At 64.9% G+C, this 15,172-nt stretch carries 16 protein-coding genes; 3 read left to right on the top strand and 13 right to left on the bottom strand.

Features of this window, described 5'->3' with window-relative positions:
* Window positions 1-50: 50 nt before the first annotated feature.
* The 6 genes from agmR to IB273_RS04790 form a co-directional block, all read right to left on the bottom strand.
* The gene (gene agmR / locus IB273_RS04765) at window positions 51-716 is read right to left on the bottom strand and encodes a response regulator AgmR (RefSeq protein ID WP_024764454.1); all 666 of its coding nucleotides are present in this window, start codon (window positions 714-716) and stop codon (window positions 51-53) included.
* Window positions 717-758: 42 nt separating this feature from the next.
* Complete coding sequence (locus tag IB273_RS04770) at window positions 759-1,334, bottom strand: PQQ-dependent catabolism-associated CXXCW motif protein (protein ID WP_412548061.1); 576 nt, start codon at window positions 1,332-1,334, stop codon at window positions 759-761.
* 105 nt (window positions 1,335-1,439) lie between these two features.
* The gene (locus tag IB273_RS04775) at window positions 1,440-2,258 is read right to left on the bottom strand and encodes an ABC transporter permease (protein WP_081519821.1); all 819 of its coding nucleotides are present in this window, start codon (window positions 2,256-2,258) and stop codon (window positions 1,440-1,442) included.
* A complete protein-coding gene (locus IB273_RS04780) occupies window positions 2,255-3,016 on the bottom strand; it encodes an ABC transporter ATP-binding protein (RefSeq protein WP_192223385.1) in 762 nt (253 codons plus the stop codon). Before IB273_RS04780 ends, IB273_RS04775 begins: the two co-directional genes overlap by 4 nt.
* Complete coding sequence (locus IB273_RS04785) at window positions 3,013-3,981, bottom strand: YVTN family beta-propeller repeat protein (protein ID WP_151187035.1); 969 nt, start codon at window positions 3,979-3,981, stop codon at window positions 3,013-3,015. Before IB273_RS04785 ends, IB273_RS04780 begins: the two co-directional genes overlap by 4 nt.
* 25 nt (window positions 3,982-4,006) lie before the next feature.
* Entirely contained in the window at window positions 4,007-5,209 is a 1,203-nt protein-coding gene (locus IB273_RS04790; protein ID WP_192223386.1) for an ABC transporter substrate-binding protein, read from the bottom strand.
* 160 nt (window positions 5,210-5,369) lie between these two features.
* Between IB273_RS04790 and IB273_RS04795 the strand changes: the two genes are divergently transcribed.
* Entirely contained in the window at window positions 5,370-5,528 is a 159-nt protein-coding gene (locus IB273_RS04795; RefSeq protein WP_167523185.1) for a hypothetical protein, read from the top strand.
* Between the two features lie 10 nt (window positions 5,529-5,538).
* On the opposite strand, the gene IB273_RS04800 is transcribed toward IB273_RS04795, so the two are convergent.
* A complete protein-coding gene (locus tag IB273_RS04800) occupies window positions 5,539-6,633 on the bottom strand; it encodes a GNAT family N-acetyltransferase/peptidase C39 family protein (RefSeq protein WP_192223387.1) in 1,095 nt (364 codons plus the stop codon).
* A 142-nt stretch (window positions 6,634-6,775) separates the two neighbouring features.
* Between IB273_RS04800 and IB273_RS04805 the strand changes: the two genes are divergently transcribed.
* Entirely contained in the window at window positions 6,776-8,266 is a 1,491-nt protein-coding gene (locus IB273_RS04805) for a RimK family protein (protein ID WP_192223388.1), read from the top strand.
* 131 nt (window positions 8,267-8,397) lie between these two features.
* On the top strand, window positions 8,398-9,732 hold the full coding sequence (locus tag IB273_RS04810) for a sigma-54 dependent transcriptional regulator (protein ID WP_081519827.1): 1,335 nt from the start codon (window positions 8,398-8,400) through the stop codon (window positions 9,730-9,732).
* Between the two features lie 303 nt (window positions 9,733-10,035).
* Here the strand turns inward: IB273_RS04810 and IB273_RS04815 are convergent, their stop codons facing one another.
* The 6 genes from IB273_RS04815 to IB273_RS04840 form a co-directional block, all read right to left on the bottom strand.
* Window positions 10,036-11,310 carry a hypothetical protein gene (locus IB273_RS04815; protein ID WP_081519828.1) on the bottom strand — a complete coding sequence of 425 codons (1,275 nt, stop codon included), beginning with the start codon at window positions 11,308-11,310 and terminating at the stop codon, window positions 10,036-10,038.
* 52 nt (window positions 11,311-11,362) lie between these two features.
* The gene (locus IB273_RS04820; RefSeq protein ID WP_151187038.1) at window positions 11,363-12,103 is read right to left on the bottom strand and encodes a hypothetical protein; all 741 of its coding nucleotides are present in this window, start codon (window positions 12,101-12,103) and stop codon (window positions 11,363-11,365) included.
* Window positions 12,104-12,149: 46 nt separating this feature from the next.
* Window positions 12,150-12,830 (bottom strand): C39 family peptidase, encoded by a 681-nt coding sequence (locus IB273_RS04825; protein ID WP_045217496.1) that lies wholly within the window; start codon window positions 12,828-12,830, stop codon window positions 12,150-12,152.
* Window positions 12,831-12,905: 75 nt separating this feature from the next.
* Window positions 12,906-13,910: a heme utilization protein gene (locus IB273_RS04830; protein WP_151187039.1), complete on the bottom strand. Its 1,005-nt coding sequence runs from the start codon at window positions 13,908-13,910 to the stop codon at window positions 12,906-12,908.
* Window positions 13,911-13,965: 55 nt separating this feature from the next.
* Window positions 13,966-14,544 carry an adhesin gene (locus IB273_RS04835; RefSeq protein WP_081519831.1) on the bottom strand — a complete coding sequence of 193 codons (579 nt, stop codon included), beginning with the start codon at window positions 14,542-14,544 and terminating at the stop codon, window positions 13,966-13,968.
* A gap of 1 nt (window position 14,545) precedes the next feature.
* Entirely contained in the window at window positions 14,546-14,998 is a 453-nt protein-coding gene (locus tag IB273_RS04840; RefSeq protein WP_081519832.1) for a hypothetical protein, read from the bottom strand.
* Between the last annotated feature and the right edge of the window lie 174 nt (window positions 14,999-15,172).

Consider the following 15,172-nt stretch of genomic DNA (forward strand, 5'->3'; position numbering starts at 1 on the left):
GTTCCCGGTAGCGGTCGCAACGGCACGTTATGACTCAGCGGCGCCTCGTTTCAGCGACGCAGGTAGGCGGCGAAGTCGATATCGCCCGCGCAGAGGATGGCCTGCACGCGGTTGTGTACCTTCAGCTTGCGCAGGATGGCGGAGACGTGGGCCTTCACCGTGGTTTCGGCGATCTCCAGGTTGTAGGCGATCTGCTTGTTGGATTCGCCCTTGGTCATCCGCTCCAGCACCAGCAGTTGCTTGCGGGTCAGCGCCTGCAGCAGTTCCGGCGGGATGCTGTGGTCTTCCTGGCCACTGCGGCGCGGCGAGGATTTCTGCGTGCGGATGATGTCCGACGGCAGGTAGACGTTGCCGTTGAGAATCTGCTCGATGGCCTCGGTCATCTGCACGCGCGGCGAAGACTTGGTGATGAAGCCCACGGCGCCGTAGGTGATGGCCTGCAGCACGACCTGCTTGTCCTGCTCGGCGGAGACGATCACCACCGGGATGGTCGGTGCCTCGTTGCGCAGGCTCATGAGGCCGTTGAGGCCATGCATGCCGGGCATGTTCAGGTCGAGCAGGATCAGGTCGAGATCGTCGTGTTCCTGGGTCAGGCCCAGGGCGCTGTCGAGGTCGGCGGTTTCCATTACTTCGCTGCCGGGGAAGCCGTCGGCGATGACGTTGTGGATGGCTTCGCGGAACAGCGGGTGATCGTCGGCGATCAGGATCTTGTACATGGCCTGCACCTCGTTGTTGTCGTTATGGGCGGTGATCGAAAGTTACTTCAGGGGTTGCGGTTGCGCATCCTGCAGGGGCAGTCCTGCCTGTTCCCAGGCATCGATTCCATCACGGTACCAGTAGAGGCTGGCATAGCCCAGCGCATGTGCGCGGCGGATGGCATTCCAGCTCATCCAGCAGTCGGAACGGCAGTAGAACACCAGCGGGCGCCTGGCATCGCCGTCGGTGAGGCGGGCGAGATTCTGCTCCAGGTAGGCTTGCCACTGCGGTTCCAGGGTGCCGGTGCCGACGTTGGCCAGCCACAGGCTGCCGGGCAGGTTGCGGTGCTTTTCGTCATCGACGAACTGGCCGTTGAGGAAGGTACGGCGGTAGACGTCCACCAGCCGGGTCTGCGGCTCGCGCTTGAGCAGCGCCTGCAGGGCAGGGGTGTCGAGGGTGGTGGCGTGGTCGGCGGAGGGCGGAGTCGGGCTGCGGTACTGGGCCTGTCGGTAGCCGTCGGCGGAAAACAGCGGCGCGTCCTCGGCCTGCGCGGTCGGCAGCGCGAGGGTCAGGCTGAGCAGGCACGCGGCGAGGCAGCCGCTCATGTGGCCGGGCAGGGCAGGAGCAAGGCGAGGCATGGCGGTATCTCTGTCCGTTCTTCTTGTACTGGCCATTAGATGCCGGCGCTGCAGCTTTGGAAATTCGACGTCCGGAGGGGCGAACCGGTACCAAAGTAGTAGGTTTCACCCCTTGCGCAGGGCAGCGTGCTGCGGGTTGAAGGTCAGCACAGCAAGCCCGGCGAAGAGCAGCGTCAGCCCCAGGCAGACGCCTGCCGCCAGCAGGTTGAAGCGCTCGTAGAGGGCAAAGCGCACCAGCTCCACCGCGTGGCTGAACGGGTTCAGCGCGCACAGCCAGTACAGCCACTGGCTGGCCTCGCGCATCTTCCACAGCGGGTAGAGCGCGGAGGAGAGGAAGAACAGCGGGAAGATGACGAAATTCATCACCCCGGCGAAGTTCTCCAGCTGGCGGATGCCGTTGGACAGCAGCAAGCCCAGCGCGCCCAGCAGCAGGGCTGCCAGCAGCAACGCCGGTAGCGCCGCCACCAGCCCCATGGGCGGCGGCTGTACGCCATACAGCCAGGCGATCAGCAGGAAGGCATAGACCTGCAGCAATGACACCAGCGCGGTGGCCAGCAGCTTGCTTGCGAGCAGGAAGGCGCGCGGCAGCGGGCTGGTCAGCAGCACGCGCATGCTGCCCATCTCGCGGTCGTAGACCATCGACAGCGAGCCCTGCATGCCGTTGAACAGCAGGATCATGCAGCACAGCCCCGGCACTATGTAGGTCTCGTAGGTGACGTAGGTGTCGTACGGCTCGATGATCGAGATGCCCAGCGCGGCGCGGAAACCGGCGGCGAACACCAGCAGCCAGAGCAGCGGCCGCACCAGCGCGCTGAGGAAGCGCGAGCGCTGCAGGACGAAGCGCAGCCATTCGCGCATGACGATGCCGCACAGGCACTGCCAGTAGGCGGCGGGGCCGAAGCGCGGGTTTTCCAGGGCGCTCATGCGCAGGCCTCCAGGCGGGTCAGGCGGTCGAAGGTGCGCTCCAGGTTGCCGGCGTCCGGTGCGCAGATGTCCCGCGCCTCGCCACGGGCGACCAGGCGCCCGCGGTCGAGCACCAACAGCGCATCCTCGTCACGCACTTCATCCAGCAGGTGGGTGGTCCAGAGCACCGCCAGACCGTCCTCGCGGCACAGCCGGCGCACATGGTTGTTGAGCGCCTGGCGTGCTGCCGGGTCGAGGCCGACGCTGGCTTCGTCGAGCAGCAGCAGGCGCGGGCGATGCAGCAGGGCGCGGGCGATCTCCACCCGGCGGCGGTGCCCGCCATTGAGCGCCCGGACCTTGTCGCGGCGGCGCTCCTGCAACTGCTGGCGGGCCAGTTCGGCGTCGATCCGCTCGTTCGCCACGCTGCGTGGCAGGCCGTGCAGGGCTGCGTGGTAGCGCAGGTTCTGCTCCACGCTCAGGTCCAGGTCCAGGGTGCTCTGCTGGAACACCACGCCCAGCTCCCGCAGGGCCAGGCGCGGCTGGCGGCGCAGGCTGCAGCCGAGCACGTCGATCTCGCCCTGCTGCAGGTCGTAGAGGCGGGTGAGCAGGGCGACCAGGGTGGACTTGCCGGCGCCGTTGGGGCCGAGCAGGGCGGTGAAGCGCCCGGCGGGCAGCTCGAACTCCAGGCCGTCGAGGACAAGGCGCGGACCGTAGGAGAAGCCGAGATCGCGGACCGCCAGCGCATTCGTGGCAGGTGCACTCATACTGGCTGCGTTCATGGCGTCACCACCACGCCCCACGGGTAGCGGCCGACCTTGATCGATTTGGTGACCTTGCGCGAGGCGACATCGATCACCGACACGTCGCCGCTGACACCATTGGTGGCGAGCAGGGTCTTCTCGTCCGGGGTGAACGCGAGGTGCCAGACACGGCGGCCCACCAGCAGGTAGTCGAGTACCTCGAAAGTCTTCGCATCCACTACCGCCACATGGTTGGCCGGGCCGAGGGCGACGAAGGCCAGCTTGCCGTCGCTGGTCAGTTGCACGCCTACCGGCTGCACCTTGTCGGGGTGTACTCCCTGGATGGCGAAGCGCAGGGTCTTGAGAATCTTGCGGCTGGCGGTGTCGACCACGCTGACGGTGCCACCGATTTCCGCCGAGACCCAGACCTGCGAGCCGTCGTGGGTGAACTCGGCGTGGCGCGGGCGCTGGTCCACCAGGGTGCTGTCCACCAGCTTCTGGGTCGAAGTGTCGATCCAGTGCAGCATGTTGGTGGTTTCGCTGGTGTTGACCGCCCACTGGCCGTCCGGGCTCACCGCCATGCCCTCGGGCTCGACGCCGACGTCGATCTGCCCGAGCACCTGGGCGGTCTGGGTGTCGACCACCGTGACCAGTGCATCGTCCTCGTTGGAGACGTACAGCCAGCGGTCATTGGGGTGCAGGGCGAACTGCTCGGGGTCGGCGCCCGAGGGCAGCTGCCTGATGATCTTGCGGGTGGCGAGATCGAGCACCTGCACGGTGTCCGAGTCGCTCGCGCAGATGTACAGCAGCTTGTTGTCGTGGGACAGCGCCAACCCGCGTGGGCGCTTGCCGGTGTCGATGGTGCCGGTGACGCTCATGCTGTCCAGGTCGATGACGCTCAGGTTGTTGTCCTTCTCGTTGGACACGTAGGCGGTGGCGGCGAAGGCCGGCGGCACCAGTCCGAGGGCGAAGCTCAGGCAGGAGAGGGCAAGCAGGCGGGGCATGGGCAGGGTCCTCATGGAGTTCTTCTTATGGATTGACTTCGGCGAGGCGGCACTGGCTTTCCGGTGCATCGAGGCCGAGGCTGTCGAGTTCGCTGGCGGGGTGCAGGAAGCCTTCCTGCGGCGAGGTGCTGACCAGCGCGCGCGGCTGCACCAGCGGGATGGGCTGGCGCAGCTGGCCGTCCCAGGGGCGGAAGCCGAGCTTGTAGCCCTTGAAGCCGTCCAGCGGCAGGTCGGGGGACAGCGACAGCTTGCGGATCGCCATCGGGTCGGCGTCCCGCAGCCGCGTCACGGCGCTGGCGATGCTGCGCACGGCGATCCAGGCGGCGAAGTCGCGATCGTTCATCCAGCGTCCGGCATGTTCCTCGAACCGCTTCTGCAACTGCGCGGCGCCGTAGGTTTCCACGGTCTTGTGCCAGCCGGTGGCGACCAGCCCCTGGGTACCTGCCACCGGGCGCGGCAGCCAGGTGTTGTAGGGCACGTATTCGCCGAAGTCGCCGTGCTCGTCGGCCACCAGCACGGCGTCGTAGTCCTCGCTGGACTGAGTGAACAGGGCCATGTCGGCCTGGGCGCTGCGACGCTGGTCGTTGTCGAAGGTGAAGGGCTTTTCCTCGACGATCTTCGCGCCGAAGCGCTTGGCCGAACGGCGCAGGGCGGTGGCGTACAAGGCGTCTTCCGGGCGTTGGCCGACGATCAGCAGCCAGCGCGTCCACTTGCGCAGCACCAGGAACTGGGTGAGGGCATCGGTCAGCATCAACCGGCTGGGCAGGGTGTGCAGCACGTTCACCGCGCACTGGCTGGCGCGCAGCTCGTCATCGGCGGCGCCGGCGTTGAACAGCAGGCTGTCCGGCAGCGCGGCGGCCAGTTGGCGCAGGGTGTCGGCGGGAGCGTTGACCACGAACAGGCGCAAGCCGGCGTCGTGCAGACGCTTGGCCTCGGTGAGCAGTTTTTCCGGGGTGTCGGTGCTGGCCGCTTGCAGGCTGTAGCGGTGCTTGAGGAAGCGCCCGGTGCTGTTGCTGTCGGTGATTGCCAGCTCCGCGCCGCGCAGGCCTGCGTCGGTAGGTTCCGGGATGACGTTGGACAGCAGCGGGCCGGGGTCGGGTGTGTAGCCCAGGTAGCCGATGCGGACTTCCAGCGCGGGAGCTTCTTCGGCGCGGGCGTCGAGACCGAAGGCAGCGGCGCACGCAACAGCCAGCAGATAGGCCACGCCGTGCAGGACGAACTGGCGCATGGGACGACTCCTTTCTGGTTCTTGTGCGGCCAGCATAGGAAGCGTCAGGGGTGCAGAAAATATGCAGAAAGTACCGGTTGGGGCAGTACCAAGGTAGTAGGTTGCGCGCCGCGCCCGCGTCCTAGGATGGCGCTACAAGAACCAGAAGAGGAGCGTCGCCATGCGTATCGCCGTCACTCTCGTCCTGCCGATCCTGCTGATGCTCAGCCTGTTCGGCTTCGACTTCCTCTACACCCGCAACGGCTACCTGCCGGCGGCGGAACTGCGTGCGCCCATGGCCCCGGTGGGTTGCATCACGACCTGTCGCGGCGCGCCCTAGGTCTCCGCCTTCAGCGCTTGTAGAGGATCACCGCCGCGCGCAGCTTGCTGCGGCCGAAGCGGCTCATCTGCTCGAACTCCGCGTGGCTCACCGGGATGTGCTGGCAGTCCAGCGGTTCGCGGTGCTGGCTGTGGTCGACATCGGGGTCGTGCAGGTAGATGAAGTCCTCGTCACAATCGGTGACCACCACCCAGTGCGGCGCCTTGGAGCGGGTCAGCCGGTAGCTGCTGATCAGCACCAGCGGCTGGCCGCCGGCTTCCAGCGCGCCCTCGATATCCAGCTGGTTGACCAGCAATTGCTCGACATCGCATTGCGCCAGCTCGGCGCTGAAGTCCTCATGGACCAGGCGCATTACCTCGCGTTTTTCTTCGCTGCGCACGCCATCGAGGAACAGCGGGCCGTCTTCCGACAGCAACAGGCGCACGCGGAAGCCCCGGCGCAGCGCCGCCAGCGCCAGCCCTTGCGGGCTGCAGCCGCCGTGGCCGGCGGTCATGTAGATGGTGGTCGCCTCGCGCCACAGGCGCAGCTCCTCGCGGCGCTCCAGGCGGCGCTTGGGCTCCAGTGCGCCCATGGCCATCAGCAGCGCCGAGGGGCCGCAGGTGAACTCGGTGGTCTGCCGGTAGTAAGGCACGTGGCGGTGGGTGCGCTCGTTGATGTGGCGGATGCGCTTCTCGAAGCGCAGGGCTTCGCTATGGTCTTCGTAGTAGTCGCGCACCGTGGCGAACGGGCGGTAGCCGTTGCGCTCGTAGAGGGCGATGGCGCCACGGTTGTCGGGGCGCACTTCCAGGCGCAGGTAGGCGCAGTCGTTCTCCAGCGCCTCGGCCTCGGCGCGGTCCAGCAGCTTCTGGCCCAGGCCGATGCCGCGGGCGCGTTCGTCCACGGCAATGGAATACAGGCGCGCCAGCGAGGTGCCCTGGTGGAACAGCACCAGCGCGTAGCCCAGCAACTGGCCTTCGGATTCGGCGACGGTCAGGCTGGCGTGGGCGCGGGTGATCATCCACTGGAAGTTGCGGCGGGACAGGCGGTCGTGTTCGAAACAGCGGTTTTCCATCTCGACCAGGGCTTGCAGGTCGTCGGCTGAAGCGGCGCGGAACTGGAGTTTCATAGGGTAAGCATTCGTTAATCGGTGAGGGCGCACCTTGTTCGGTGCTGGCTGCGAACGGGCGTTGCGTCGTGCGGTCGAAGCTCAACCAGTATTGACCCAGGGGCAGGGCGCGGCAAGCGCGCCAGCCAGCTTCGGAGGTGTCGTGAGCAAGCTGTTCATCATCGTGGAACGCAAGGAAGACTGGGCCTCCTACTATCCCAGCGAAGACGTGGTCAGCGCCCAGGAGTACCTGGAGATGCCCATCGACGACGACAACGGCAAGCGCGTGCAGGTAATCAACCTGTGCCGCAACTACAAGTACCTGGGCCACGGCTATTACTGCTCGCTGCTGGCCGAAGCGCGCGGGCACAAGGTGATCCCGTCGGTGCGCAGCATCAGCGAGCTGGCGAAGAAATCGCTCTACAGCCTGGCGCTGGAAGACCTGGAGAAGACCCTCGACAAGGCGCTGGCCGACCACCCCTACGGCAGCACCGATGGCTTCACCCTGACGCTGTACTTCGGTCGCACCGACATCGAGCCGCTGCAGGACCTGGCGCGCCAGCTGTTCGAGGCGCTGCCGTGCCCGATGCTGCTGGTGGAGTTCCGCAAGAACCGGGGCTGGCATATCGAGGGCGTGAAGCCGGGGAACATCCACAAGCTGCGCGAGGACCAGGAGGAACAGTTCGCCAACGCGCTGGACGGCTTCAGCCGGCAGATCTGGCGCAAGCCGCGTTCGCGCAAGCAGTACCGCTACGACCTGGCGATCCTGCATGATCCGGTAGAAGCCTTCCCCCCGTCTGACCGCAAGGCGCTGAAGAACTTCATCCGCATCGGCCGCAGCCTGGGCATCGACGTCGAACTGATCGAAAAGAAGGACTACTCGCGCCTGGCGGAGTACGACGCCCTGCTGATCCGCGAGACCACCAGCGTCAGCGACCACACCTACCGCTTCGCCAAGAAGGCCGAGAGCGAGGGCATGGTGGTGATGGACGATCCGGTGTCGATCCTGCGCTGCACCAACAAGGTCTACCTCGCCGACCTGTTGCGCAGCCACAAGCTGGGCATGCCGGCCACCGAAATCCTCTACAAGGACAACCCGCAGGAACTGGAGAAGGTCGGCGAACGCCTGGGCTTCCCGCTGGTGCTGAAGATTCCCGACGGCAGCTTCTCCCGCGGCGTGATCAAGGTGGCCAACCAGGAGGAGCTGCTCAAGGCCAGTGCGGAACTGTTCGAGCGCTCGGTGCTGCTGCTCGCCCAGGAGTTTTTCTATACCGAATATGACTGGCGGATCGGCGTCTTGAACCAGAAACCCATATTCGCCTGCCAGTACTTCATGTCCAAGGGGCACTGGCAGATCTACGACCACAGCCCGGACGCCCAGGAAGTGAGCGGTGATTTCCGCACGATGGCGGTCCATGAGGCGCCGCGCAAGGTCGTGGAACTGGCGGTGAAAACCGCCAACCTGATCGGCGACGGGCTCTACGGCGTGGATTTGAAGCAGGCGGGGGACCGGGTGGTGGTCATCGAGGTGAACGACAACCCGAACATCGACTGTGGGGTAGAGGACGTCTACCTGGGGGACGATCTCTACAAGCTGGTGCTCGAGGAGTTCGTGCGGCGGCTGGAAGTCAAGCGGCGCGGTCGCGGGTGGTGAGATCGATTCGGCATTGACCTTATAGGAAAACGGTCAATGGGCTGCGTCAAGATATTGCTAGCGTTACAAATTGGAGCGCCAACCGACTGTTTTTTAAAGTTTTTCAAAATAATGGCGCCAAGGAAGGGAGCATGCTCGAGGCAGCCACGAATCTTCGTCGCCTGCTGGTGGTCGATCCGTGCGACGACTGCCGCAGGCTTTTACCCGGACTCCGGGCAGCAGGGTGGGAAGTAGACAGCTGCGAGCTGGATAATGCCGGCAATCGCGGTTGTGACGTCGGCCTGCTGCGCCTTCAACCCCGGCATCTCGAACGCCGGGAGTCCGTCAAGGAACTCATCAGCCGCAGCGGCACGGAGTGGATAGCCGTGCTCAGCCCGGACACTTTGCCGCTCAATGAAGTCGGCGATTTCGTCAGTGAGTGGTTCTTCGATTTCCATACCTTGCCCTTCGATGTGGCGCGGGTGCAGGTCACCCTCGGCCGCGCCTTCGGCATGGCCCGTCTGCGCGGGCGCGGCAGCGTACATAGCGACGAGCACGAGCACGAGCTGCTGGGTGAGAGCCGCGATGTGCGCGAGTTGCGCAAGCTGCTGGCGAAGTTCGCGCCGACCGAGTCTCCCGTGCTGATCCGCGGCGAGAGCGGCACCGGCAAGGAGCTGGTAGCGCGCACGTTGCACCGCCAGTCGCGGCGGGCAGTCCGGCCGTTCGTGGCGATCAACTGCGGTGCGATGCCCGAGGCGCTGATCCAGTCCGAGCTGTTCGGCCACGAGAAGGGCGCGTTCACCGGGGCGCACCAGCGCAAGATCGGGCGCTTCGAACAGGCCAACGGCGGCACGCTGTTCCTCGACGAGGTGGGCGACCTGCCACTGGAGTTGCAGGCCAACCTGCTGCGGGTGCTGCAGGAGAAGCAGATCGAGCGTGTCGGCGGCAGCCAGCCGATCGATGTCGATGTGCGGGTGCTGGCGGCGACTCATGTCGACCTGGAACAGGCGATCCGCGCCGGGTTGTTCCGCGAGGATCTCTACTACCGGCTCAATGTCCTGCAGGTGTCCACTTCGCCGCTGCGCGAGCGCAATGGTGACCTGGCGCTACTGGCCAATCATTTCGCCCACCTTTACAGCGTCGAGACCGGCCGCCGTCCGCGGCGCTTCTCGGACGATGCGCTGGCGGCGATGGCCGAGCACAGCTGGCCGGGTAACGTGCGCGAACTGGCCAACCGGGTGCGGCGCGGCCTGGTGCTGGCCGAAGGGCGACAGATCGAGGCCCGCGACCTTGGCCTGGAGCGGGAGAAGGGGCGCTCGGCGCATCTGCCGCTGGTGACCCTGGAGGAGTACAAGCTTGGCGCCGAGCGTCAGGCCATGTGCGATGCGCTGGCCCGGCACGGTGACAACCTCAGCGTGGCGGCGCGGATGCTGGGCATCTCGCGGCCGACTTTCTATCGCTTGTTGCACAAGCATCAGTTGCGCTAGGGCGGGGTGGCCGTAGTACTGAAGGAGCTCCGAGGGGCGCTCCTTCAGGTTGGCTTCGTGCCGGCATCTGTAGGCATTTCCGCTCACACCGATATCACAATGGCGCGCCAACGTAGGATGGCGTGGAGCGCAGCGATACCCATCGATCAAGCCCAAGCCACGGGGTCTGCAACGGCGGAGCAAAAGAAGCGCCGGCCCCGCCGGCGGATCGCGGGCATCAGAAGGCAGGCGCGGTCAACGCCTGCGGTGGCAGGAATGACAAAGGCCCCGAACAGGGGCCTTTGCGGTTGGACAGCCGAGCCGTCAGAAGTAATACGGGAATTTCACGCTGAAGCTGAAATCCGGCGCATCCGGCGAGATGCCGATGGACAGGTTCGGCACGATGGTCAGGTTGGGGCTCCACGCGTAGGTCAGGCCCCAGTTGAAGTACGCCGCGTTGGCGTCGCTGCCGGTGACGGTGGTCCAGTCGCCGCCGTCGGCCTTGATCTTGCTCTTCTGGGCGATCAGGTCGGAGAAGGAGAACGACATGCTGGTCTTCTCGTTGAGGGCGAAGGCAACGCCCGCACCGATCTGGAACCAGTCGCCGAGGTCGACCTTGCCCTTCTGCTTCACGCCCTGGGTGGGGCTGATGTCATCGAAGGACTCTTCGAAGTTGTAGGTGTAGGAGAAGCTGCCGAACAGCACGGCCGGGTCGACGGTCTTGACCAGCGAAATGCCGGGGGTGACCGACCAGACACCGTTGCCGGTAGGCAGGGACTCGGGCACGTTGAGGTTGTCGTTGTCCGAGGCGCGCTTGAGCTTGATGCCGTAGGGTTCCTTGCCGGTGGGGGCCTTGATCCTCAGGCTGACCACCGCGTCGGGGCGCGATTCGGTTTCGTCCATGAACTTGTAGGCGATGCCGACGTTGACGTCACCCAGGGTCGGGTCGCGGGTGACCTTCTCGTCAGTGGACTGCGCCGTGGAGTTGCCGGCGCCGGACGATTCGAAGGTGCTCTCGCGGTAAACCACGGGGGCGTTTATGTCGAACTGCCAGCGGTTGTTCCAGTTGTAGCGGCCGGTGAGGTCCAGGGTCCAGTTGTCGGCGTTGATGTTGTCCACGCCGATGTTGCCCAGGAAGATTGTATCCAGCGCCAGGAAACCGTTGAGGATCAGCTGCTTGGCGTCGTAGTGGGTGTAGGTGATGCCCGTCTCGAAGCTGAACGCGCCGTTGCCGAAGAAGCCGCTGGCTTCGTCGTAGAGGTTCTCCACGCTCTTGGGCGGACTGGCGTCGTCCTTGAGCGACTCGCCGTAGGAACTGCCGCTGGAGGCAACGGTGTTGCCGGTTCCGGGCGGTGTCGGCTTGCCGGTGGAGGTGACCAGGCGCTTGGGCTGGGCGGGGGTGGCCGGAGCCTCCTCGACCTGCCTGACCCGCTGCTCCAGCACCATCAGAGCCTTCTGCTGGGCCTCGTAGCGCTGCTTGAGTTCGAGGAGCTCCTGCTTCAACGTCTCCACCTCGGCTTCCGTCGCGGCGGCGGCGAAGGTCGAGGGGAGTAATGCGGATACACAGATTGCAGTTCCTAGCGTTAGCGATCGGTGCATGGCGCGCTGTCCTTCTTATAGGTTGGACCTCACAGTCGCACTGGAGCGTAGATCACATACCCATGGTGCGAAGCCCTTTGAGTTGGTCGAGATTGCAGTCCAGCGCTCCAGACGACGGAAGGTTGTTTTTGAGTACCACACTGAGCTGTGCCAGGTTGTTGACGGCATTATTTCCACCCACCATCTGCGCGGCCTGGAGCAGGCCGCCGGCGGCGAGTTGCTGCATGGCGACGCCCTGGCCGTTGGCGTTGATCGCCATCTGCACGCCGCCGTTGCTCGGTGACACGCTGACGGTGCCGGCCGCATTGCTGGCGGTGACAGGGGTGGCGTCCAGTGGCGTTCCCTGCGGGGCTGCTACAGGCGGGGCCTGGTTGGCTTCCTTCACGTCGATGCTGACGTTGTTGGAAGCGGTGTTGTAATCACCCGCGGCGCGAACGCTCTGGGTGACGCCCTGGGTCTGGTTGAGTCCGGCGCCGCCAGTGACGGTACCGGTGCCTGCGGCCGGTGCCGCGCCGCTGCCTTTCTCGTCGATGGTGGTGACGTAGAACTGCGGCTTGATGGTCGACTCCTGGATCTGCATGCTGACCTTGGCGCCGATGTTGTCGCCCACGGCGTTCTTCCAGGTACTGCTCATGACGATGCCGAAGCTGATGACCCGGCCCGGCATCACGTATTTGCCGCGCAGCTGGGCCAGTTCATGATCCTTCAGTTCGATCGGCTTGAAGACACTTTCCGCCTGGACCGGCAGGCAGGCCACTATGCAGGTGGCGGCAAGCAGCGGGATCACTTTCATTAGGGTTCTCCCCGGAAGGATTCCTGCCTTCCATTCTTGTGCGGTCTCAGAGGAAGTCGCTCTGGATGAAACCGAATTCCATGAGCTCTGCATCCTTGACCGGGCTGAACGCATTGATTCGGTCCCTGGCCGTCAGTGGGTCGGGCGGGTTCATCAGGGCGTTGGCCTGTTCGTAGCCCGGACCGATGACGGCGAAGATGATGCCGTTCCAGCCTTTGAGAAAATCTTCCTGGGTGAAGCGCTTGTGGCCCAGCACCGGGTCGCCGATATAGACGTAGCCTTTATAGGCACGCTGCATCACGACGAAGTGTTTGTAGCCACGGATATCCATCAGCACTATCACCGGGATCGTCAGCTTCTCCAGAGACGCCGGCGGGATTCGGTACCCGCGTGCGCGCATGCCGATGCCTTCGAGATACGTCTTCATGTCGAGCATCGAAAAACCCTGCGTGCGCACCAGGTCCGGGTCGGCCCGGACGAGCATCCCCTTGATCACGAATTCCTCGTCCACGTCCAGCGCATAGGCCTGGCGGAGGATCGTCGCCAGCGCGGCGGCGCCGCAGCTGAAGTCGGTCTTCTGCTGGACCAAGTTGCTGAACTTGCGCTCGCGGATGCTCTCGACGTGCTTGTAGGCCATCGACCCGCCGGGAAGGATGGCGAAGGGGAGTTGAGCGGCCTGCGTCGTGAGGCTGAAGAGGGCGAGCAAAAGCAGGGCGGACGTACGCATGATCGTGACGCCTTGGGGTGGCCTTAGGAGAAGGAGGCTCCGTCGCCGGAGCCTCCAGGTGCTACGCCAGTTCGCTTACAGGCAGGATTTGCAGCCTGCGGCGATGGACAGCGAGTTGCTCTGCTGGTTGCCTACGCCAGCCGCAACGTTCGCGCCCAGGTTGCCCGAGACGTTGTTGAGCGAGTTGTTGATGGAGGCATCGTTGCGCACCGGGTCTTTCCAGCCGGTGGGGATCAGCACCTGATAGGTCGCCTGGCCTCTCAGGTCAACAGTGCCAGCTTCGACGAAGAACAGCGGATCCTTGTCGGTTTTGCTGCCACCGCTGTGACGGCTGTCGTCATGACCGCCACGGCCCGACTCGTCGACCACGTAGCCTGCGCCTGCGCCCTTGTAGGTGCCATGGGCACTGAAGGTGGAGCGCAAGGTTTCCTTCTCGTAAGTCAGGAAGGCCACGTTGCCCACGGTGTTGCCACTGGAGGTCTGGGTGGCGCCACTGTAGGAGTCGGCACTACGACCACCGGACACGGCGGCTGCCATGTCGTTTTTCTGCTGGTTGTAGTTGCCCGAGGCGATGTTGATGCCGATGTTCCCCGAGGAGTTGCTGCCGGAGTTGTTCAGCGACGCCTTGTTGGTGGTGGAGAAGTTCCAGGCCTGGTTGTCCGTGTTGTTCTGGGTCACTTCAGTTGACGCATAGGCGGTACCGAAGATGAACTTCTCATCGGCAGTCGCCAGGGCGGCAGCGTTGGCCTGTTGGTTCATGTCGCCAGCGGCGACGTTGACGCCCACGTTGCCGGATGCGTTCCCCAACGATCCGTCGACTGTCGCGTTGTTCTTGGTGCCCATGTTCACCACGGTGTTGTCGCTGCTCTCCTGGGTGTCTTCCACCGTGGCGCTGGCGCCTGCATCGATCCGCGGGTCCTTGTAGGGATCGTACGGAGGCTTGGGTTGCTGGTGATGATGGCCATGGTTGTCGTGATGGCCACGACCCCGGTCGTTGTCGCGATTATCTGCTTGCACTGCTACAGCCATGACCGCTGCAACAGCGAAAACCAGAGGCTTCAGAGCCATTCTTGGTTTCATGGTGTATCTCCTTTGCTTTGTTTGGCGTGTTTAGTGTTATTGGAGTTGGCTTGGGTCAATCCGCGACCCGGATGCTCAGGGTGTTGGCAATGCGATTGCCGACCCCGGCGCTCTGGCTCATCTGGACGACACCTCGGCTGCCGGCAAAGGCCTGGTCGCTGGTGACGACCTGCCGGCTACCCGTGGTGGAGTCCTTCGAGCCTGAGTTCACTGGCAGCGCGACGTTCTGCTGGGAAAGCACGCTGTCATCGACGCTCTGCGGAATGGCGCTGACGCTGATCCGCATGGCGTTCACTTGCTGGTTGGCAGCCCCGGCAGCCTGGTTCACGCCCAGTGCGCCGTTGCCGTTGGTGAAGGCGTTGCCGGTGATGCTGGCGGACGCGGCCTGGTTGAGGTCGACGCTGGCGTTGACCGCCTGGCGGAACTGGGTGGTGGCCTGGGCATTGCTGCCGATGGCGATGGCGCGGCCGTTGGCCTGTTGCTGGGAGTCACCGGCGGCCTGGTTCACGCTGGCGACGCCGCGGTAGTTGCGCACGGCGCTGTCGATGCTGGCGTTGTTGACCGTCGAAGGATCAGCGGCCAGGGCCGTGAAGCTGCAGAGCAGGAGTGGAAGAGCGAGCAGGCGGGCGTTCATCTCAGCGGTCCCCCGTCAGCATGCGCAGGGGCGAGAGCCCCTGCTGGACGGTGCGGTTCACCGAGTTGGAGATGCCGGCGCCGCCGCCAGCCGCGCCAGCCCCCAGGCCATTGCCGTTGAGGGTCTGGTTGGCGCCGTTGTCCATGCCCACCAGTTGGCCGCCGGGCAGGATGTGCCGCTGCAGACTGGAGCCGCTGGTGACGCCGGCAAAATCGCTGTCGCTCAGTTCGGCATTGCCGGTCTGGCGCACGATCTGGTCGGAGATGTTCGGGTTGACGGTGATCGGGTTCGGGTCGGGAATGTCGGTCGGCCGGGTGGCAACGCGCGGTTGCACCTGGCGCTGCAGGACGATGGTGCCGTCGCCGGCTTGTGCGAGCGGACACAACGGGACGCTGGCCGCGCCGCAAGCGAGCGTGACGAGAATGCCGACTATCCGTGAGTCGATGGTCCCCATGATGGCGGTTCCTTCTTGGTGCGCTGAGCCCTAACCAGCGGTACCAAGGTGGAGCAGGGGCCGTGCCGCTTTTAATCAGCTATTGAGAATCAATGACATGGCGTAAGGCCATGTGAGCCATCACGGAGCGGATGTCTCGGCGCTGATACAGGACGTTCGTACGAAAGCCGCGCG

It is taken from the genome of Pseudomonas sp. PDM19 (genome assembly GCF_014852215.1).
GTDB lineage: Bacteria > Pseudomonadota > Gammaproteobacteria > Pseudomonadales > Pseudomonadaceae > Pseudomonas.

Bases quoted from the DNA above. Each gene is read 5' to 3' on its own strand.
- agmR (WP_024764454.1), bottom strand. From the start codon at position 716: ATGTACAAGATCCTGATCGCCGACGATCACCCGCTGTTCCGCGAAGCC.
- IB273_RS04770 (WP_412548061.1), bottom strand. From the start codon at position 1,334: ATGCCTCGCCTTGCTCCTGCCCTGCCCGGCCACATGAGCGGCTGCCTC.
- IB273_RS04775 (WP_081519821.1), bottom strand. From the start codon at position 2,258: ATGAGCGCCCTGGAAAACCCGCGCTTCGGCCCCGCCGCCTACTGGCAG.
- IB273_RS04780 (WP_192223385.1), bottom strand. From the start codon at position 3,016: ATGAACGCAGCCAGTATGAGTGCACCTGCCACGAATGCGCTGGCGGTC.
- IB273_RS04785 (WP_151187035.1), bottom strand. From the start codon at position 3,981: ATGCCCCGCCTGCTTGCCCTCTCCTGCCTGAGCTTCGCCCTCGGACTG.
- IB273_RS04790 (WP_192223386.1), bottom strand. From the start codon at position 5,209: ATGCGCCAGTTCGTCCTGCACGGCGTGGCCTATCTGCTGGCTGTTGCG.
- IB273_RS04795 (WP_167523185.1), top strand. From the start codon at position 5,370: ATGCGTATCGCCGTCACTCTCGTCCTGCCGATCCTGCTGATGCTCAGC.
- IB273_RS04800 (WP_192223387.1), bottom strand. From the start codon at position 6,633: ATGAAACTCCAGTTCCGCGCCGCTTCAGCCGACGACCTGCAAGCCCTG.
- IB273_RS04810 (WP_081519827.1), top strand. From the start codon at position 8,398: ATGCTCGAGGCAGCCACGAATCTTCGTCGCCTGCTGGTGGTCGATCCG.
- IB273_RS04815 (WP_081519828.1), bottom strand. From the start codon at position 11,310: ATGCACCGATCGCTAACGCTAGGAACTGCAATCTGTGTATCCGCATTA.
- IB273_RS04820 (WP_151187038.1), bottom strand. From the start codon at position 12,103: ATGAAAGTGATCCCGCTGCTTGCCGCCACCTGCATAGTGGCCTGCCTG.
- IB273_RS04825 (WP_045217496.1), bottom strand. From the start codon at position 12,830: ATGCGTACGTCCGCCCTGCTTTTGCTCGCCCTCTTCAGCCTCACGACG.
- IB273_RS04830 (WP_151187039.1), bottom strand. From the start codon at position 13,910: ATGAAACCAAGAATGGCTCTGAAGCCTCTGGTTTTCGCTGTTGCAGCG.
- IB273_RS04835 (WP_081519831.1), bottom strand. From the start codon at position 14,544: ATGAACGCCCGCCTGCTCGCTCTTCCACTCCTGCTCTGCAGCTTCACG.
- IB273_RS04840 (WP_081519832.1), bottom strand. From the start codon at position 14,998: ATGGGGACCATCGACTCACGGATAGTCGGCATTCTCGTCACGCTCGCT.